Origin of the sequence: Micromonospora phytophila (assembly GCF_023656545.1) — a bacterium.
GTDB classification, from domain to species: Bacteria; Actinomycetota; Actinomycetes; order Mycobacteriales; family Micromonosporaceae; genus Micromonospora; species Micromonospora phytophila.
The window spans coordinates 1-18,312 of sequence record NZ_JAMOKF010000041.1 but is presented as its reverse complement, the minus strand read 5'-3'; the positions used below and the strand labels follow the sequence as shown (position 1 = coordinate 18,312).

At 71.8% G+C, this 18,312-nt stretch carries 14 protein-coding genes; 6 read left to right on the top strand and 8 right to left on the bottom strand.

The window, feature by feature from the left end:
- The first annotated feature begins 94 nt into the window (after positions 1-94).
- The 3 genes from NCC78_RS08675 (at position 95) to NCC78_RS08665 (ending at position 1,807) form a co-directional block, all read left to right on the top strand.
- Positions 95-334, top strand: coding sequence for an AbrB/MazE/SpoVT family DNA-binding domain-containing protein (locus NCC78_RS08675; RefSeq protein ID WP_250793208.1), 240 nt, complete (start codon positions 95-97; stop codon positions 332-334).
- A 37-nt stretch (positions 335-371) separates the two neighbouring features.
- On the top strand, positions 372-779 hold the full coding sequence (locus NCC78_RS08670) for a type II toxin-antitoxin system VapC family toxin (protein WP_250793206.1): 408 nt from the start codon (positions 372-374) through the stop codon (positions 777-779).
- An 83-nt stretch (positions 780-862) separates the two neighbouring features.
- Positions 863-1,807 (top strand): inositol-3-phosphate synthase, encoded by a 945-nt coding sequence (locus NCC78_RS08665; RefSeq protein WP_250793204.1) that lies wholly within the window; start codon positions 863-865, stop codon positions 1,805-1,807.
- 82 nt (positions 1,808-1,889) lie between these two features.
- Here the strand turns inward: NCC78_RS08665 and glgA are convergent, their stop codons facing one another.
- On the bottom strand, positions 1,890-3,110 hold the full coding sequence (gene glgA, locus NCC78_RS08660; protein ID WP_250793202.1) for a glycogen synthase: 1,221 nt from the start codon (positions 3,108-3,110) through the stop codon (positions 1,890-1,892).
- A 70-nt stretch (positions 3,111-3,180) separates the two neighbouring features.
- Between glgA and glgC the strand changes: the two genes are divergently transcribed.
- Together glgC and pgm are read left to right on the top strand one after the other, a co-directional pair.
- Positions 3,181-4,413 carry a glucose-1-phosphate adenylyltransferase gene (glgC, locus tag NCC78_RS08655; protein WP_250793200.1) on the top strand — a complete coding sequence of 411 codons (1,233 nt, stop codon included), beginning with the start codon at positions 3,181-3,183 and terminating at the stop codon, positions 4,411-4,413.
- Positions 4,410-6,056, top strand: a complete 1,647-nt coding sequence (gene pgm, locus NCC78_RS08650; RefSeq protein WP_250793198.1) for a phosphoglucomutase (alpha-D-glucose-1,6-bisphosphate-dependent) — start codon at positions 4,410-4,412, stop codon at positions 6,054-6,056. The genes glgC and pgm overlap by 4 nt, the downstream gene beginning before the upstream one ends.
- A gap of 78 nt (positions 6,057-6,134) precedes the next feature.
- Here pgm and NCC78_RS08645 read toward each other — a convergent pair whose 3' ends face one another.
- The gene (locus NCC78_RS08645) at positions 6,135-7,064 is read right to left on the bottom strand and encodes an NAD(+)/NADH kinase (protein ID WP_250793190.1); all 930 of its coding nucleotides are present in this window, start codon (positions 7,062-7,064) and stop codon (positions 6,135-6,137) included.
- Positions 7,065-7,309: 245 nt separating this feature from the next.
- Here NCC78_RS08645 and NCC78_RS08640 point away from each other — a divergent pair, with 245 nt between their 5' ends.
- Complete coding sequence (locus NCC78_RS08640) at positions 7,310-8,548, top strand: acyltransferase family protein (protein ID WP_250793188.1); 1,239 nt, start codon at positions 7,310-7,312, stop codon at positions 8,546-8,548.
- 118 nt (positions 8,549-8,666) lie between these two features.
- On the opposite strand, the gene NCC78_RS08635 is transcribed toward NCC78_RS08640, so the two are convergent.
- The 6 genes from NCC78_RS08635 to NCC78_RS08610 form a co-directional block, all read right to left on the bottom strand.
- Positions 8,667-11,777 carry a M14 family metallopeptidase gene (locus NCC78_RS08635; protein ID WP_250793186.1) on the bottom strand — a complete coding sequence of 1,037 codons (3,111 nt, stop codon included), beginning with the start codon at positions 11,775-11,777 and terminating at the stop codon, positions 8,667-8,669.
- Positions 11,778-11,940: 163 nt separating this feature from the next.
- Entirely contained in the window at positions 11,941-13,812 is a 1,872-nt protein-coding gene (locus tag NCC78_RS08630) for a polysaccharide biosynthesis protein (RefSeq protein ID WP_250793177.1), read from the bottom strand.
- Between the two features lie 60 nt (positions 13,813-13,872).
- Positions 13,873-15,234: a glycosyltransferase family 4 protein gene (locus tag NCC78_RS08625; RefSeq protein ID WP_250793175.1), complete on the bottom strand. Its 1,362-nt coding sequence runs from the start codon at positions 15,232-15,234 to the stop codon at positions 13,873-13,875.
- Positions 15,235-15,260: 26 nt separating this feature from the next.
- Entirely contained in the window at positions 15,261-16,145 is an 885-nt protein-coding gene (locus tag NCC78_RS08620) for a glycosyltransferase (protein ID WP_250793173.1), read from the bottom strand.
- Entirely contained in the window at positions 16,142-17,044 is a 903-nt protein-coding gene (locus NCC78_RS08615) for a sulfotransferase domain-containing protein (RefSeq protein WP_250793171.1), read from the bottom strand. The genes NCC78_RS08620 and NCC78_RS08615 overlap by 4 nt, the downstream gene beginning before the upstream one ends.
- A gap of 8 nt (positions 17,045-17,052) precedes the next feature.
- On the bottom strand, positions 17,053-18,312 hold a 1,260-nt coding region (locus NCC78_RS08610; protein ID WP_250793168.1), incomplete at its 5' end, for a lipopolysaccharide biosynthesis protein.

Below are 18,312 nucleotides of genomic sequence, written 5' to 3'. Positions count from 1 at the left end.
CTGACTGGTGAGTGACAGCGGTGCTCGTGCGTCATGGATGACCCGTGGCCCGGGGTGTCGGGTATCGTTAGTGATACGTGACAGGGGGTGGGGTATGAGGTTGAACAGCAAGGGCCAGGTCACCATCCCGGCGGCGTTGCGGGCCCAGTACAACCTGCATGAGGGCGATGAGGTCGATGTGGTTGAGGAGGGTGGCGCCCTCCGCATCGTTCGGGTCCACGGTGCCGAAACCCGGGGGCAGCGCCTTGTGCGCCACATGCGGGGCCGGGGTAGCGCCAAGGAGACCGAGCACATGTCCACCGAGGAGCTGATGGAGTTGCTGCGTGGCGAGTGATCGGCTCCGCGCCCTGCCGCCGCGTTCGCCGGACGCGGTGACGACCCTGGTCGACACCAATGTGCTCCTGGACATCCTGACCGATGACCCGAAGTGGGCGGAGTGGTCCGGAACCGCCCTCTCCGAGGCTCGTGACGCCGGCAACCTGGTGATCAATCCGATCGTGTATGCCGAGGTGTCGGTCCGGTTCGTCCGTATCGAGGAGCTGGACGAGGCATTGCCCGCCGGGGACTTCCTACGCGAGGAGCTTCCCTACCTGGCGGGCTTCCTCGCCGGCAAGGCATACGCGCGGTACCGCAAATTGGGCGGCATGAAACGATCGCCCGTCGCCGACTTCTACATCGGTGCCCACGCGGCGGTGTGCCGGTACAACCTTCTGACCCGTGACGGGGCGCGCTACCGCACGTACTTCCCGACCCTGACGCTGATCACGCCGAACGACTGACTGCCGCTCAGGCCGTCGTCCGGCCGCCCGCTGTCAAGATCCGCCCACATTCGGGGAAGGTGAAGTAGCGTAGCCTCGCAGTCATGATCGAACGGGTGAGAGTTGCGGTCGCGGGTGTCGGTAACAACACGTCAGCATTGGTGCAGGGAATTGCTCTCTACCGCCAAACCGGCAGCCTGGTGGGTATCCGCAGGCCGGTAATTGACGGGCTCGGGGTGGGCGACATCGACTTCGTTGCGGCTTTCGCCACCTCTGAGGAAAAGGTCGGCAGGGACCTGACCGAGGCGATCTTCATGCCGCCCAACAATTTCCCTCGGCTCAACTGCGATCTGCCCAGGGCAGATGTCCCCGTAACCAAGGGCCTTGTCGATGCGACTGAGGTGGGTCGGGTGGCGGCGGTGCTGGCGGGGGCGGAGGTGCTGCTCTACTCGGCACCGAGTGGCCGGCCGGAGACGGCCCAGGCGTACGCGGAGGCCGCCTACAAAGCGGGTGTTGCCTTCATCAACACCACCTCCGACCCGATAGCCCGCGATCCACACCGGATTGACAGCTTCGAGGCGGCCGGTCTACCGCTGCTCGGCGATGACCTGGCCAGCCAGTTTGGGACCTCGGTGGTACATAACGCGTTACTGCGGTTGCTCGAGGAGCGGGGCCTCACTCTGGTCAGTTCCTATCAGGTCAATCTGGGGGGCACCGAAGACTTTCGCAACCTGGTCGAAAACCCAAATTCCAAGAAGCAGTCCAAGCTCAACGCGTTATCGGCGGCTGACAAGGTTCAGCTGGCTCCGCTCGGGTATCTGTCGCATCTGAAATCACAGAAGGTGGCGCACCTCAGCCTTGAGGCGCAGGGTTGGGGCGAGACGGCGGTGAGCCTTGACGTGAAACTGAAGGTGCTTGACCCGAGTGGTGCTGCGGGGGTCAACATTGACCTCATTCGCATCGCGGCCAGCGCGCTACGAAACGGGCACGGTGGAAATTCTGCCGAGGCGACGCCGTTGCTCAAATCCCCGCCTGGAACCGCGATCTGACCACGGTGCCAACCCGCTGCCTCACGCCGCCCAGCGGACGGACTCGTGAGCCGTGCTCGCCCGCAACCCGCCACTCCCAGGATCAGTCCGCTGCGCCGACCGACCGGTACACCTCCAGCGTCCGCTGCGCGACGGCGTCCCAGGAGAAGTGCTCCACCGCGCGCCGCCGGCCGGCCAGGCCGAGCCGCGTGGTCCGCGCCGGGTCGGCCAGCACCTCGTTCATCCGGGCCGCGAGGTCGGCGACGAACCGCTGCGGGTCCAGCGGCCGGCCGGAGCCGTCGGTTGCCTGCTCGATCGGCACCAGCAGCCCCGTCTCGCCGTCGGCGACGACCTCCGGGATGCCGCCGGTGGCCGTGGCCACCACTGCCGTCTCGCAGGCCATCGCCTCCAGGTTGACGATGCCCATCGGCTCGTAGACCGAGGGGCAGACGAAGACCGTGGCGTGGGTGAGCACCTGGATCACCTCGTGCTTGGGCAGCATCTCGGCCACCCAGACCACCCCGGAACGGTTCGACCGCAGCTCCGCCACCAGCCCCTGGACCTCGGCGGCGATCTCCGGGGTGTCGGGGGCGCCGGCGAGCAGCACCAGCTGCGTGTCGGCGGGCAGGTCCCGGGCCGCGCGCAGCAGGTAGGGCAGCCCCTTCTGCCGGGTGATCCGGCCCACGTACACCACGCTCGGGCGGGTCGGGTCGATGCCGAGCCGGTCCACCACGTCGGTGCCGTGGTCGGGGGCGTACTGGGCGGTGTCGATGCCGTTGTAGACCACCCGGACCCGGTCCGGGTCGACCGTCGGGTAGGCGGTCAGCACGTCGCGCCGCATGCCCTCGCTGACCGCGATCACCGCGTCGGCGGCCTCCACCGCCGTCCGCTCGCACCAGGAGGAGAGCGCGTAGCCGCCGCCGAGCTGCTCGGCCTTCCACGGCCGCAGCGGCTCCAGGCTGTGCGCGGTGACCACGTGCGGCACCCCGTGCAGCAGCTTCGCGGTGTGCCCCGCGAGGTTGGCGTACCAGGTGTGGCTGTGCACCACGTCGGTGCCGGCGCACCCCGCCGCCATCTCCAGGTCCACACCCATCGTCCGCAGCGCGGCGTTCGCGCCGCCCAGGCCCGCCGGCTCTGCGTACGCGGTGACGCCCGGCTCGGTGCGCGCCGCGCCGAAGCAGTGCACCCGTACGTCGGCGAGCCGACGCAGCTCCCGGGCCAGGTACTCGACGTGCACGCCGGCTCCGCCGTACACCTCCGGCGGGTACTCCCGGGTGAGCAGATCGACGCGCAACTGTCCGGTGGCCGGGGAGGAGTCGGTCATGCCCGCACCCTAGTGCAGAAGTGTGCCCGTACGAGTGGTGAAGTCCGACGCGGGTGGATAGCGTCGGGACATGGCTGCCAAGGTGCTCGCGATCGTCCTGGCCGGCGGGGAGGGCAAGCGCCTGATGCCGCTCACCGCGGACCGGGCCAAGCCGGCCGTCCCCTTCGGCGGGATGTACCGCATGGTCGACTTCGTCCTCTCCAACCTCGCCAATGCCGGCTATCTGAAGATCGTCGTGCTGACCCAGTACAAGTCCCACTCGCTGGACCGGCACATCACCAAGACCTGGCGCATGTCGACGCTGCTCGGCAACTACGTCACCCCGGTGCCGGCGCAGCAGCGCCGCGGCCCGTGGTGGTTCGCCGGCTCCGCCGACGCGATCTACCAGAGCTTCAACCTGATCAACGACGAGCAGCCCGACCACGTGATCGTCTTCGGCGCCGACCACATCTACCGGATGGACCCGCGGCAGATGGTGGAGGACCACATCGCCTCCGGGGCGTCGGTCACCGTCGCCGGCATCCGCCAGCCGCTGTCGACGGCCGACCAGTTCGGGGTCATCGAGGTCGGCGAGGACGGCCGGCGGATCCGCGCGTTCCGCGAGAAGCCCACCGACGCGGTCGGCCTGCCGGACGCCCCCGACGAGATCTACGCCTCGATGGGCAACTACGTCTTCACCACCAGTGCGCTCTGCGAGGCGGTCGAGCGCGACGCGGAGGACAAGACCAGCAAGCACGACATGGGTGGCAGCATCATCCCGATGATGGTCGAGCGGGGCGAGGCGAACGTCTACGACTTCCGCGACAACGAGGTGCCCGGCAGCACCGACCGGGACCGCGGCTACTGGCGCGACGTCGGGACGCTGGACTCCTTCTACGACGCGCACATGGACCTGATCAACGTGCACCCGGTGTTCAACCTCTACAACTTCGACTGGCCGATCTACACCGACCAGCCGCCGTATCCGCCGGCGAAGTTCGTCCACCAGTGGGGCGAGCGGGTCGGCCGGGCGGTCGGTTCGATGATCTCGCCCGGCGCGGTGATCTCCGGGTCCCTGGTGGAGAACTCGGTGGTCGCGCCCAAGGTGAAGGTGCACTCCTGGGCGCACGTCGACGGCGCGGTGCTGATGGAGGGCGTCGACATCGGCCGGCACGCGGTGGTCCGCCGAGCCATCCTCGACAAGAACGTGATCGTGCCCGAGGGCGCCGAGATCGGTGTCGACCTGGAGAAGGACCGGCAGCGCTACACCGTCTCCGACAACGGCATCGTGGTGATCGGCAAGGGTCAGAAGGTGGAACCGTGAGCGCTCATCCCCGTGCCGGGCAGCCCGCCCGGCCCACCGACCTGGTCGACGTGCCGAAGCTGGTGACCGCCTACTACGCCGAGCACCCCGATCCGCAGGACCCGGCGCAGCAGGTCTCCTTCGGCACCTCCGGGCACCGGGGGTCGAGCCTGCGCAACGCGTTCAACTCCGACCACATCCTGGCGGTCACCCAGGCGCTCTGCGACTACCGGCGCGAGCAGGGGCTCGACGGCCCGCTCTTCCTCGGCCGCGACACCCACGCGCTCTCCACCCCGGCCGCGGTGGACGCGCTGGAGGTGCTCGCCGCGAACGAGGTCACCGTGCTGCTGGACAGCCGCGACGGCTACACCCCCACGCCGGCGCTGTCGCACGCCATCCTCACGCACAACCGCGGACGCACCAGCGGGCTCGCCGACGGCATCGTGATCACTCCGTCGCACAACCCGCCGGACGACGGCGGCTTCAAGTACAACCCCACCAACGGCGGCCCGGCCGACACCGACGTCACCAGGTGGATCCAGGACCGGGCCAACGCGATCCTCGCGGGTGGGCTCAAGGAGGTCCGGCGGATCCCGTACGCCCGGGCCCGCGCCGCCGACACCACCGGGTCGTACGACTTCCTCGCCCGCTACGTCGACGACCTGCCGACGGCGATCGACATCGACGCGATCCGCGACGCCGGGGTACGCGTCGGCGCCGACCCGCTCGGCGGGGCCAGCGTGGCGTACTGGGGGGAGATCGCCGAGCGGCACCGGCTGGACCTGACGGTCATCAACCCGACGGTCGACCCGACCTGGCGGTTCATGACGCTGGACGGCGACGGCAAGATCCGGATGGACTGCTCCTCGCCCAACGCGATGGCCTCCCTGATCGCCGCGCGAGCCGACTACCAGGTCTCCACCGGCAACGACGCCGACGCCGACCGGCACGGCATCGTCACCCCCGACGCCGGCCTGATGAACCCCAACCACTACCTGGCGGTGGCGATCGCCCACCTGTTCCGGACCCGGACCGAATGGGGCCCGGCCGCTGCCGTCGGCAAGACCCTGGTCTCCTCCTCGATGATCGACCGGGTCGCCGCCGACCTCGGCCGGCCGCTGCTGGAGGTGCCGGTCGGCTTCAAGTGGTTCGTGCCCGGCCTGCTGGACGGGGCGGTCGGCTTCGGCGGTGAGGAGAGCGCCGGCGCGTCCTTCCTGCGCCGCGACGGGAGCACCTGGACCACCGACAAGGACGGCATCCTGCTCTGCCTGCTCGCCGCCGAGATCATCGCCACCACCGGGCGCAGCCCGAGCGAGCACTGGGCCGAGCTGGCCGAGCGCTTCGGCGCCCCCGCGTACGCCCGCATCGACGCGCCCGCCACCCGGGAGCAGAAGGCCGTGCTCGGCAAGCTCTCGCCGGAGCAGGTCACCGCGACCGAGCTGGCCGGTGAGCCGATCACCGCGACGCTCACTGCCGCGCCGGGCAACGGCGCGGCGATCGGCGGGCTCAAGGTGAGCACCGAGTCCGGCTGGTTCGCCGCCCGGCCGTCGGGCACCGAGGACGTCTACAAGATCTACGCCGAGTCGTTCCAGGGGCCGGAGCACCTCGCCCGGATCCAGGACGAGGCTCGGGAACTGGTCTCCGAGGTGCTCAAGCAGGCCTGAGCCGGGTGGTCGGCGCCCCTTCCGCCCGCCGGGCGGCAGGGGCGCCGGTTCCGGGCGTGTTCCGGGTTGCCACCCGCCTCACCAGGTGGGCGGGTTCTCTCGGCGGTCGAACTCCTCACGCAGCGACTCCGGCAGCAGCTCCCTGAGCTGGTCCGGCAGGAGGGGCAGGTCGAGCAGGCTCAGCCGCAGCTGGCTGCGCGCCCGGTGCCGCCGGGGGTCGAGCCGGACCACCAGACCGGCGTCCCGTCGGTAGCGGACCTCGATCGCCCCGTCGTCGCCGATGTGCTTGACCACCCGACCGTCCACCTCCACGGCCGCCCGCGCGGAGCCCGGCCGCAGCTCCAGGCGGAGCAGTTCGTCGGGCGAGAGCACCACCGGCCGGGCGATGCCGGCCATCGGTGCCGACGGGGTCAGCACCACCGCCTGCGCCGCCGGCGACACCAGCGGGCCGCCCGCCGCGTAGCTGTACGCGGTGGAGCCGGTGGGCGTACTGACGATCAGGGAGTCGCAGCGGTAGTAGCCGTACCGCTGGCCGTCGATGATCAGCGTGGCGGTCACGAAGCCCTCGCCGGGGTGGCGGCCCAGCACCACGTCGTTGAACGCGACCAGCCGTTCGTCGCAGACCGCGCAGGTCAGGCAGCTGTGCGGTTCCAGGGTCACGTCGTGGGCGGCCAGCCGGTCCAGCGCCGCCGGCAGGTCGGCCGGCTCCACCTCGACCAGGAAGCCGAGCTTGCCCAGGTGTACGCCGAGCACCGGCGTCGGATGCTCGACGGTCAGCCGGAGGGCACCGAGCATGGTGCCGTCCCCGCCGATGCTGATCAGGGCGGTACAGCCGGCCGCCAGCTCCGCGGTGGGCACCGCCCGCACCTCGGCGGGCACCCGGTCCCGGTCCCCGGTGCCCACGGCGAGGCCGACGTTGTGCCGGTCGGCCCAGCGCAGCACGGTCCGGACCACCGGGGAGACGTCCCGGGTGGGATGCAGGATCAGCCCCAACCGGTAGTTGTCCACCCGTACACCTCATCACAGGACACGGGTTCGGCGGGCCGACCGCGGGGAGAAGGCGCGGGGGATGATCGCCCAGTTCAGCGGCCCCGGCCGGCGCGGGTCGCCTTGCTGTCGCCTTCGTCGACCTGCTAGCTTGCCGATCGCCCTTGTGAAGTCGCCCGAGCGACTCTGCCGTCTCCCACGGGGCCCGACGACCACGGTGCGTGGCGTGCGGGGGGAGACGGACGTCTTCGATTGAGGAGAACCCTGTGAGACCGTCGACAGAGGGCGCACCCTCGCGCCTGTACATCCTCGACGGCCTGCGGCTGGTGGCCGCGCTTCTCGTCGTGGCCTTCCACTACACGGTCCTCGGCAGGCCGTGGGGCAGCCCCAACGGCGCCGCCCTGCCCGCGCTGACCACCGTCACCCAGTTCGGCTGGCTCGGCGTCTACCTGTTCTTCCTGATCAGCGGCTTCGTCATCTGCATGAGCGCCGAGGGGCGCAGCCTGACGCAGTTCGCCTCCGCGCGGATCACCCGGCTCTACCCGGCGTACTGGTTCGCGGTGATCGCCACCACGGCGGTGCTGACGCTGTGGCCGGTGGAGGCCAAGCCGCTCGCGCCGGGTGACGTGCTGACCAACCTGACCATGTTCCAGGACCTGATGGGCGTGCCGGTGGTCGACGCCGTCTACTGGACCCTCTTCGTCGAACTCCGCTTCTACCTGCTCTTCGGCGTCTTCGTGCTGATCCGCGGGTACACCCCGCGCCGGGTGCTGCTCTTCGCATCGGGCTGGCTGGTGGCGAGCCTCTTCGCCACGGCGCGGGTCCCCGTGCTCACCAACCTGCTGGTCCCGTCGCACGCCGCGTACTTCGTCGCCGGCATGGCGATGTTCCTCATCTACCGGCACGGGGCCAACATCTACCTGTGGGGTCTGGTCGGCGCGTCCTGGCTGGTCGCGCTCGAGAAGACCGGTGCCCTGACGCCGATCGGCCCGGTCGACAACGCGCTGTCCGGCCGGGGCGTCGCGCTGGTCGAGGCGGCCCTGATCACCCTGTTCTTCCTGGTCCTCGCCGCCGTGGCGACCCGCCGGTTCGCGGTGGGCTGGCGGTGGTTGACCATCGCGGGAGCGCTGACCTATCCGCTCTACCTGCTGCACGAGCACATCGGCTGGGTGCTGATCCACTTCCTGAGCCGGTCGCTCCCGGCCTGGGCGGTCGTCCTCCTCACGGTGGTGACGCTGCTGGTCGCCTCGTGGCTGGTGCACCGGCTGGTCGAGAAGCCGGTCTCCCGCTGGCTGCGGCGCCAGTTCGCCGCCGCCCGGGTCTCGGCGCCCTACCTGCGGCAGTCGCCCCCCGACCAGTCGCCGGCGCCGCTTCTGGACCTGCACCCGCGACCCATCTCCCGGCCACCGGCCGGTCCGACGGTCGTCGAGCAGCTCCAGCGGGAGTCGGCGAACGACGGGCCCACCCGGTCTCCCGCCATGACCGTCGGGAGACCTCGGGACTGACCGCGCCGGCGCACCGGCCGGAATCGGTCCCGGCGTGGTGTGCGTCGTGCCGGCGACCCTGTCGCCGGACGGGGTGGGCAGGTGCCCGGCGCATGCCGGGCACCTGCCCACCTCCGTTTCAGGACCGGTCGGCGCCGGACAGGTGGGTCAGCGACCGCGCGACCAGCTCGTCGCGGGCCGCCGGGGCCAGCCCCTCCAGGCCGAAGCCCAGGTAGACGGTGTCCGCGGTGACCACCACGGACCCCTCCTCGAAGGCCTGCTGGCTGCGGGAGTAGTCGTTCGCGGCGCTCGCCGAGCCGGGCGGCGGGCCGGCCACCGCCCAACCGCCGAGGTCCGCCGTCTCGAAGGAGGTCTCCGTGACGGTGGCGCCGTCGACGAGCACCCGCGCGTCGTCGAGGAAGACCCCCAGACCCTGGGTGCCCCAGTCCGAGACGTACGAGATCGACACCTCCACCTGCTTGCCGGCGTACGCCGACAGGTCGACGGAGAACTCCTGCCAGCCGTTGGACGGGCCGGTGGCGGCGTGCCAACTGCCGGTGCTGCCGGTCGGCTCGCAGTTGGGCCCCTGGTAGTGGCCGAGGAACGGGTGCAGCCGCTCGACCCAGTCGGCCGCGCAGCTCTCCCCGGTCACCTGACCGGTGTGCCCGTTGGCGTCGGGCAGCGTGGTCCAGGTGTCGCTGCCCACCTCGTGCGCCTCGACGATGAGGAAGTCCCAGTTCTCCTCGATGTCGTAAGAGGCGGCGAAGCGCAGCTCACCGCTGGCGGCCGAGGTCAGGTCGACGGTGCGGGTGAGCCGCTTGTACGACTCGTCGGCCTGCCCGCTCCACAGGTACCAGTCTCCGGTGCGCGGGTCGAACGGCGCGGCCCCCGGACGCACCCAGTCCACCGGCGCGGAGCTGGCGAACTGGGGGAACTGATCCGGCGGCAGGAAGCTCGACGTGGTCAGGAACGACGCGGTGTGGTCCTGGTTGCCCGCCGAGCCGGGCGCGTTCAGCGTCCCCGCGAACCCAGTGAACGCCCCGTCGGAGCCCCTGACCGGATAGGGCGTGTCGTCCGCGCCCGTGCCGCCGTCGCTGACGTAGGTGAACGCCCCCAGCCAGTACTGCTGGAAGTCGTTGAGCAGCGGCAGGCAGGTGTCGTCCCCGGAGTCCGTGCACTCCGCCGGTGCGTTCGGCTGGTACGCGTACGAGCCGTTCGCCGCCTGCGCGAAGAGCGCGTTCTTGCCGCTGACCAGCAGTTTGCCGCCCTCGTTGAGGTAGTCCCGCACGGCCAGCTCGGTCTCCAGCGCCGCCCGGGCGGTGGTGCCCGGGACCTGGCCCGGGGAGCGCATGATCACGTCGTCGCCGGTCTCCCAGACCACCGTCCGGTAGTGCGACAGGACGCCGAGGGGGTGCGGCGCCTTCCGCCCCGCCGCGTCGAAGTCGTACACGTCGCTGCTGCGCCCGGCGGCGGTCAGCGCCGCGGTCACCTCGTCGGCGTACTTCGCGGTGGCGACGCCCTGGGCGGGGCTGAGCCCGGTGACGTCCTCCACCGCCAGCACGAGGACGTCCCCACCGATGTCGTCGTGCACCCGGTAGGTGAAGTGTTCGCTGGCGACCACGCCGCTGCGGGGTCTGACGCCGGTGAACCAGACCTCGACCCGGTCGCCCGGTCTCGCCCCGGTCACCGTGCCGCGCAGTTCGGCGTAATAGTCGTCGTGGGTGTCGCCGTACCGCTCGCCGCCGCGCCACTCCTTGACGCCGACGGTCTTCGGCCGGCCGCCGTTGACCGTGTAGTGCATGCGGACGTTCTTCAGCGCCCGGCGGGTGATCGAGGCGACCTGCTGGTTGCGCCCGTACGAGGTCTCGAAGGCGTCGACCACGAAGTCCGGGGTGCTGCGGCCGACCACCGACACCGGCTCGTCCGGGTCGTGCGTGGACTTCGCCACCGCCAGGGCGAACGGCAGGTTCTTCGCCACCTCGGCGGCGATCAGCTCCTCGTCGTCGGGGAAGACGAACCCGCTGACGCAGTCCTCGGGGCGCCACTCGTCGTCGGGATCCGACGCCGAGGCCGACTGGCAGGTGGACATCTCCGGGGTGAAGCCGAGCGTGCCGTAGCGCACGGTGGCGTGGCTGTCGGTGTCCCCGTTGGTGGTGTACAGCTCGGCGGAGATGTCCGGGTCGTAGCCCGGCACGGCCGGGTGCGCGTCGTCGCCGACCATCGTCTCGTAGATCACGTCGTCCGGGGTCGGGGTGCTCACCTGCCAGCCGACGCCGTAGAGCAGCAGTTGGGCCGCGGAGTGGTAGTTGACGAAGAACTCGAAGCGGACCCGCTTGAAGAGCCGGTCCAGCGCCTTCGTCTCCGGCTCCGAGTTGGGCTCGGGCCCGCGGTAGGTGTCGCTGTTCGGCTCGGGGGAGGAGCCCTCGTTGTCGTACCCCCACTTGTAGCTGAAGTTGCGGTTCAGGTCGACGCCGTCGGCGGTGGTGATTTGCCCGTCGCGGTCGTTGTCCCGCAGGTTCTTGCGCCACAGCCGGTTGCCGGGGGTGAAGGTGTGGTCGTAGCCGTCGGGGTTGGCGACCGGCAGGAACCACAGCTCGGTGGTGTTCACCAGCCGGGTGATCTCGGGGTCGGTGCCGTAGTTGTTCAGCACGTGGTGCAGCAGCCGCCGGGTCATCTCCGGAGTGATCCACTCACGGGCGTGCTGGGCGCTGCCGTAGAGCACCGCCGGGCGCGTGCCGTCGGGCACCGTCCTGGCGTTCTTCGTGACCTTCACGGCGAGGATCGGCTTGCCCTGCACCGTACGGCCGATGGTCTCGACCTTGGCCAGCCGCGGGTGGCGGGCGGCGGTGGCGGTGATCTCGTCCCGGATGCCGCCCGGCTCGCTGTAGGAGCGGAACGCCGACCAGCCCGCCGTGGCCTGCTCGCGCAGCGCCTGGGAGGCGTCCCTGCCGCGCACCTGCTTGACCTTCAGCGGGACGCCGCTGCCGGTGAGCCGCGCGGCCTGACGCTTGCTGAGCACCGTCTCGATCGTGGTGTTGCCGGCCCGGTCGGTCTCCTGGTGGTCATGGCCGAGGTCGACGCCGGCGCCGCGCAGCTGCTCCAACTGCTCGGCGTTCATCGTGCCGACGTACACCTCCAGACTGTCGCGGCCGCCCGGATCGGACGGTGGCCGCGCGCCTGCCGGTGTGGTCAGCGTCAGTGCGCCGACCAGAGTGAACACGCCGGCGATCGCCAGCCGTGTGCGCCTCATCGCGCCCCCTTCGTGGAAGGACCTGTAGGCGCGAGCCTGTCGAGGGCGGAGAAGAATGTCAATGTGCTGGCGGTGTCCGCCGGGCGGCGGGGCGACCCGGACGCTCGGTGGCCCCGGGACGGGGTGGACGCGAGCCGTCGGCCCACCCCCGTCCCGGTGCTCCTCAGCGGGCCAGCGGTATGCCGAGCGTGCCGCCCACCACCGGGCCCGTCGGTTGCGCGCAGAGCATCGCGAGCTGCGAAATGATCTTGTCCGGGTCGTCGAACGGGTCCAGCCCGCTCACCTCGATCGGGTCCAGCGCGGGCACCGCCACGTGGGAGATCAGCGGGTGCAGCGGCCGGAGGTCGGTCTCGCCGGTGCCGAGCAGGTCCTCGTGCAGCTTCTCGCCCGGGCGCAGCCCGGTGTAGACGATCCGGCTGTCGCTGGCCGCCTGGGCGATCATCTGGCGGGCCAGGTCGTCGATCCGCACCGGCTCTCCCATGTCGAGCACCAGCGCCTCGGAGTCCCGACCGATCTCGGCGGCCTGGAGCACCAGGTGGACCGCCTCCTGCACGGTCATCAGGTAGCGGCTCACGTCGGGGTGCGTGACCGTCACCGGCTGGCCGGCCTCGATCTGGCGCTGGAACGCCGTCACCACCGAACCGCGGCTGCTCAGCACGTTGCCGAAGCGGACGCTGAGGAAGGTGCCCGGGTAGGTCGCGGCGGCGTGCGCCGTCAGCCGCTCGGTGATCCGCTTGGAGTAGCCGAGCACGCTGATCGGGTCGGCCGCCTTGTCGGTGGAGATGTTGACGAACCGGGCCACGTCCCGGCAGGCGTCGAGGACGGCCAGGGTGCCCCAGACGTTGGTCTTGATCGCCTCGCCCGGGTGCCGTTGCAGCAGGGTGAGGTGCTTGAGCGCCGCGGCGTGGAAGATGATCTCGGGCCGGCGTTCGCGGATGATCCGCCGGATCCGCTCCTCGTCGCGCAGGTCGGCCAGGATCAGTTCCGGGCCGTCCAGCAGGGCCCGGCCGGAGAGGGACATCTGCAACCCGTGCAGCGCCGACTCGTCCCGGTCCAGCATCATCAGCTCGCCCGGGTCCGTCCGCATGATCTGCCGGCACAGCTCGGAACCGATCGATCCGCCGGCCCCGGTGACCAGGATCCGCCGGCCGGTGAGCCCGGTGCCGGTGACCGTCAGGTCGCTGACCACCTGCCGGCGTCCGAGCAGGTCGCTGATCTGCACGTCGCGTACGTCGGTGACGGTGATCCGGTGGTCGACGAGGTCGCGTACCGGCGGCAGCACCTTGAACGCGGCGCCGGCCTGCAGGGTCGCCTCCCGGATCTGGCGGATCAGCGCGGCGTCCGCGTTGGCGACCGAGAAGATCAGGGTGGTCGCGCCGGTCCGGCGGATCGCCGCGCCGACGTCGTGGCGCCCGCCGAGCACCCGGACGCCTCCGACGCGCAGGTCCCGCTTGGCCGGGTCGTCGTCGAGCACGCCGACGGGCAGGTAGCGGCTGAGCGGGTCGCCGAGCATCGCCCGCACCAACCCCTGGCCGGCCTCGCCCAGCCCGAACAGCAGCACCGGCGTCGCCGACCGCGCGTCGGGGCGCATGGCCAGGTCGTGCCGGTGCCGGTACGCGATCCGCGCGGCGCACATCAACAGCAGCGTCAAAGCGGCGCCGACCAGCGGGGTGCTCGCCGGGATCGGCCGCTGGTCCAGCGGGAGGAGGATGAGGAGCACGAGGACCGCCGTCGCGGCCGTGGTGCCGGCCAGGCCCCGGATCTCCTGCAGGCTGCCCAGTGGGTGGCGTCCGGAGTAGACCCGACGCAGGGCGGAGATCGTGACGTGCAGGAGGGCGGCGAGCGCGCCCACCCCGACGGCGCGGGCCAGTTGGCCGGCGGTCAGGTCGAACTCGTACCGGGACCAGGCGGCGGCGACGAAGCCGCCGACCCAGGCGACGCCGTCGGTGGCGAGGAAACCGGCGGTACGCTGCCCGGACCTCGTGCGGCGACGGGTTGTCCCGGTCGGTTCGGTCTTCTCTGCTTCCGGCGGCATGTACCACTCCCTGGGGGTCTTGGGTCGCCTCCGCTACGAGGCGGAAAGAGCCTTCTTGCGTCACCTAGTACTTACAGGGAGTGCTGAGCCGTTCGTGCCAGTTTCGGGATTGTCGTCCGAATTCGACCGGGTGGATGACGGCTGATCGTCCGCTTTCGCCCGTACCTCGACCCGAGCGGCCCGGGGGCGCAGCAGGCGCAGGGCCGCGTTCCGGCCGGCGGGCGTCGGAGCCGCGACGACCTCGTCCAGCACCCGCTGCAGGCGGCTCGCCATCGCCGTACGGGAGCGGTGCGCGGCGATGAACTGGCGACCCCGCCGGCCCATCTCAGGCAGCAGCGCCGGGTCACGCTCCAGCAGCTCGCGCAGGCCGACGACCAACTTGCCCGGCTCCACCGCCACGCCGGAATCGGACTCCCGCACGATGTCGTGCGGCTCGCCGGGGCAGTTCGTCACCACCGGCACCCCGGCGGCCAGGTAGTCGTAGAGCTTGTTCGGGCTGGCCCCCATCCGGAACACCGCCGCGTCCGCCAGCACGTGCACCCCGACGTCCGCGCCGCCGAGGATGCCGGCGAACTCCGCCTTCGGGATCATGTCGAGGAAGTGCACGTTCGACAGCTCCTCGGCGCGGGCCCGGGCGACCAGCCGGGGCTTGTCGATCCCGTCGCCGATCAGCGCGAACGTGTGCTCCGGCAGTTCCGCCGCCGCGTCCAGCAACTCGTCCAGGCCGTTGGCCTGGCCGTGCGCGCCGGCGAACACGATCAGCCGGCCGCATACGGGCAACCGGTCCCGCAGCGGGGTGTACCGGTCGTGGCGCAGCGCGAACGCCGACGGCTCGGCGCTGTTGCTCACCCAGACCAGCTTGCCCTCGTCGATGCCCAGGGACCGGAAGTACGACCGCCAGCCGTCGGCCACCATCACGATCCGGTCCGCCCGCCGGTACAGCCACCGCTCCAGCCCGGACAGCAACCGGTGCAACGGTGAGCCGCGGCGCAGGTAGCCCGTGCCGACGATCGACTCCGGCCACAGGTCCCGGATCTCCAGCACGAACGGCACCCGCCAGAACGTGGCGGCGAGCCATCCGGCGACCGGGGCGAGGATGTGCGGCGACGAGGCGTACACCACGGCGGGCCGGCGGCGGAACACCGAGTGGACCAGCGCCCCGGCGGAGTAGCCGAGCCAGTTCAGCACCCGGCGGTGGTCGTTGCGGGTGTAGGCGGGCACCCGGACCCGGACGAAGTGCGGCTCCCGGTCGGTGAACCGCCGTCGGGAGTAGACGTCCCGGTCACCGGCGATGATCGTCCAGTCCCAGCCCGTCAGCCGGCCGAACAGCTCGACGTGACGGGTGCCGCCCGGTTCGGAGAGCGGCTTGGCGTAGTGGTTGAGCACGATGACGTGCCGGGTACGGCGGGGGGAGGTGTTCACGGTGGGTCCTCGCGGGTCGAGTGGGTTCAGGAACGCTCGCCGGCACCGGGCCGGGGCGTGGTCGGTCGGCCGGCCGGCGGGCGGGCGCCGGCGGAGAGCCGCCGGTAGAAGCCCTGCATCGCCGACACCTGGCGCGACCAGGTCTCCGAGGTCTCGATGAAGCTGCGGTTGGCCGACCGGTCCCGCTCGGGCAGCGACCCCGCCGTACGCAGCAGGCCCGCCAGGCCGGCGCCCAGCGGTTCCGGCACCAACTCCGCGACCAGTCCGTCGGCGAGCAGTTCCCGGTACGGCGGCAGGTCGGCCAGGAGCAGTCGGCAGCCGGCGAGCGCCGCCTCCAGCACCGACGAGCTGCGCTGGTCCCAGCGGGGCACCGAGACGGCGATGTCGCTGGCGCACATCAGCGCGAACGTCTCCTGGCCGGTGAGGGTCCGCCGGACCAGCGTCACCCGGCCGGGCAGCGACTCGGCCAGCTCCGCCGCCCGGGCCAGGCACCCGGTCCGGGCCTCCGCCGCGCCCGACTCGGCCGGCTCGTGCCCGGCGAGCACCACCAGGTGCAGATCCGGCCGTTCTTCGGCGACCTGCGCGAAGGCGCGCAGGATGTCGTCGGTGCGGTAGACCGGCGCGGCGCTGCGCACCGACAGCAGCACCGTCGCCGCGGCCGGGATGCCGAACGCGTCGCGTACCCCCGGCCGGTGGACCGTGTCGCGCAGCCGGAGCAGGTCGTCGTCCACCCCCCAGGAGAGGGTGGCGGTCCGGGCCACCGGGATCCGGTAGCGCGCCGTCATCTCCTCGGTCACGGAGGCGGAGGTGGGCAGCACGAGGTCGGCCCGGCGCAGGGCCGCCCGGGTGACCCAGCCCAGCCCGTCGGTGCGCGACCGGGGGTCGGTGGACGTGGTGGCCGGCGCCGTCACGCGACCCGGTCCGGCCAGTCGAGGTCAAGCTCGAGCCGCCGGCGCAGCGCGTCGTTGTACGGGCGGTAGTACTCGGTCAGCTCGGCGCGCACGGCGGGATCCAGCGGCGCGGAGCGGCGGTCGTTGTAGACCTTGAAGTCGGGCAGGTCGTGCGGGGGCAGGCCCAGGAAGTCCAGCGTCCGGCGGTAGGTGGACCGGGCGTCGCGGTAGAGCTCCTCGCTGGGCAGGAAGAGGATCTGCTTCCGGTCGAACCGCTCGAGCCACGGCTGAAGGTGCTCCAGGTAGCGGCCCCGGGCGCGGTAGGTGTACCAGTCGTACGGCTCGCTGAAGTACTCCGGCTCGGCGATCAGCCGCTCCCGCTCCCCCGCCGTGCGCTCCTCCTCGGCGGCGAGCGCGGCGGCGAAGTCGAGCGGCTCGATGCCGTGCGTGCGCCGCTCCTTCCAGTGCGAGTACGCCCGCTCCACCGGGTCGCGCAGCAGCACGATCAGCCGCACCGACGGCATCAGCCCGGCGACCCGCTGGGCGGCGAGCGGGTGGAACATGTAGAGCGGGGCCGCCTCACCGACGCGGACCGGGCCGCCGTACCGCTTCTCCAACGAGTCCCGCTGGCGCCGCGTCGGGAAGTGCGACCGGTACCAGGCCTCGCCGCGGCGCCAGTGCTCCTCGAAGTAGTGGGCGGACTTGGTGTTCCAGGCCGGAAAGAGCCGGGGCACCAGCGGGTGCTGGATCAGGTAGTTCCACAGGGAGGTGGTGCCGCCCCGCTTGGTGCCGATGATGAGGAAGTCCGGCAGCGGTCGCTGGTCGCTGGTGCGTACCCCGTAGTCCACGAGGGACTCCCGCACCCGGTTCGTCACCTGGGTCGGTACGAGCTGCTTCACCCGGTCACGGATGGACGACACGACGGACCTCACCTGCCCTCCGACTCGTCCGGGGCCGGCCCGGCGGCGGCCGGGGCCGCCTCCTGCCGTCCACGGATCTGCATCATGGTCACCCGGATGGCGCCTCGTACCCGGGGCAACGTCAACAAGCCGACGCAGCCGACGACGAGCACACCCACCGCCACGGCCAGCCCGGGGATGCCCCGCCCGCCGGCCAGCGCCCCGACCGCCGCCGCCGCCCCGACCCCGGCCACGGTGCCCGCGGCGGCCCGCGCCATCGCCGCATCGGCCAGCGGCTGCCCGAAGACGAGCCGGGCGCACGCGACCGCGGTGAGGTTCTCGGTGGCGATGCCGGCCGCCCAGGCCAACGCCGCGCCGGTCGCGCCGTGCCCGGGGATCAGCCACAGGCCCAGCGAGACGGTGACCAGCAGCCCGGCGAGGGTCGCCGCCAGGTGCAGGCCGCTGCGCCCGCCCATCAGCAGCAGGCTCTGCACGTTGCCGACCCCGGTGTTGACCAGCATGGCCAGCGCGAGCACGGTCATCGCCGGGGCGCCGGCGGTGAACTCGGACCCGAAGAGCTGGAGGAAAGCCAGCCCGAAGACGGCGAGCAGCAGGTAGACCGGCCAGGACAGCACCAGCCCCCAGGTGGTCAGCTGCCGGTGCACGGCGGCGGCCGCGGCCCGCTCGCCCCGCCCCAGCAACCGGGACAGCTGCGGCGACACGGCCACCCGCAGCCCCTGCATGGCCAGTTGGCCGGCGAGGATGTACCGGCCGACGGCGCCGAACACGCCCGCCTCGGCCGGCCCGGCCAGCACCGAGGTGAGCAGCACCCCCACCCACATGTTGCCGGCGTCGATCGCCGCGGAGGCGGCCCGGGGCAGCGCGAAGCGCCAGAACGTCGACCAGTCGGCCCGCTCCGGACGCAGGCCGGCCCCCCGGCCCACGCCGAGCGGCCCGGCGACCAGCGTCAGGCACACCAGCAGGGCGAGCGCCGCCGGGATGAGCCAGCCGGTCATGCCGGCCAGCAGACCCCCGCCGGCCAGCACCGCCGCGCCGACCAGCGCCGGCCGGGCCACCGGCAGCAGGAGAAACTGCACCCCGACGTACGCCCTGATGGAGCGTACGCAGCGCAGCGCGGCGAGCAGCAGCGTCATCGCCACCACCACCGGCACCGCGGCGAAGCTGACCGCGAGCAGGGCCGCGCCGTCGACACCGGCGTCGTCCAGCAGACGGGGGGCGAGCGCGTCCGCGGCGAGCACCCCCGCGACGGCGGCGGCGGTCCCGGCCAG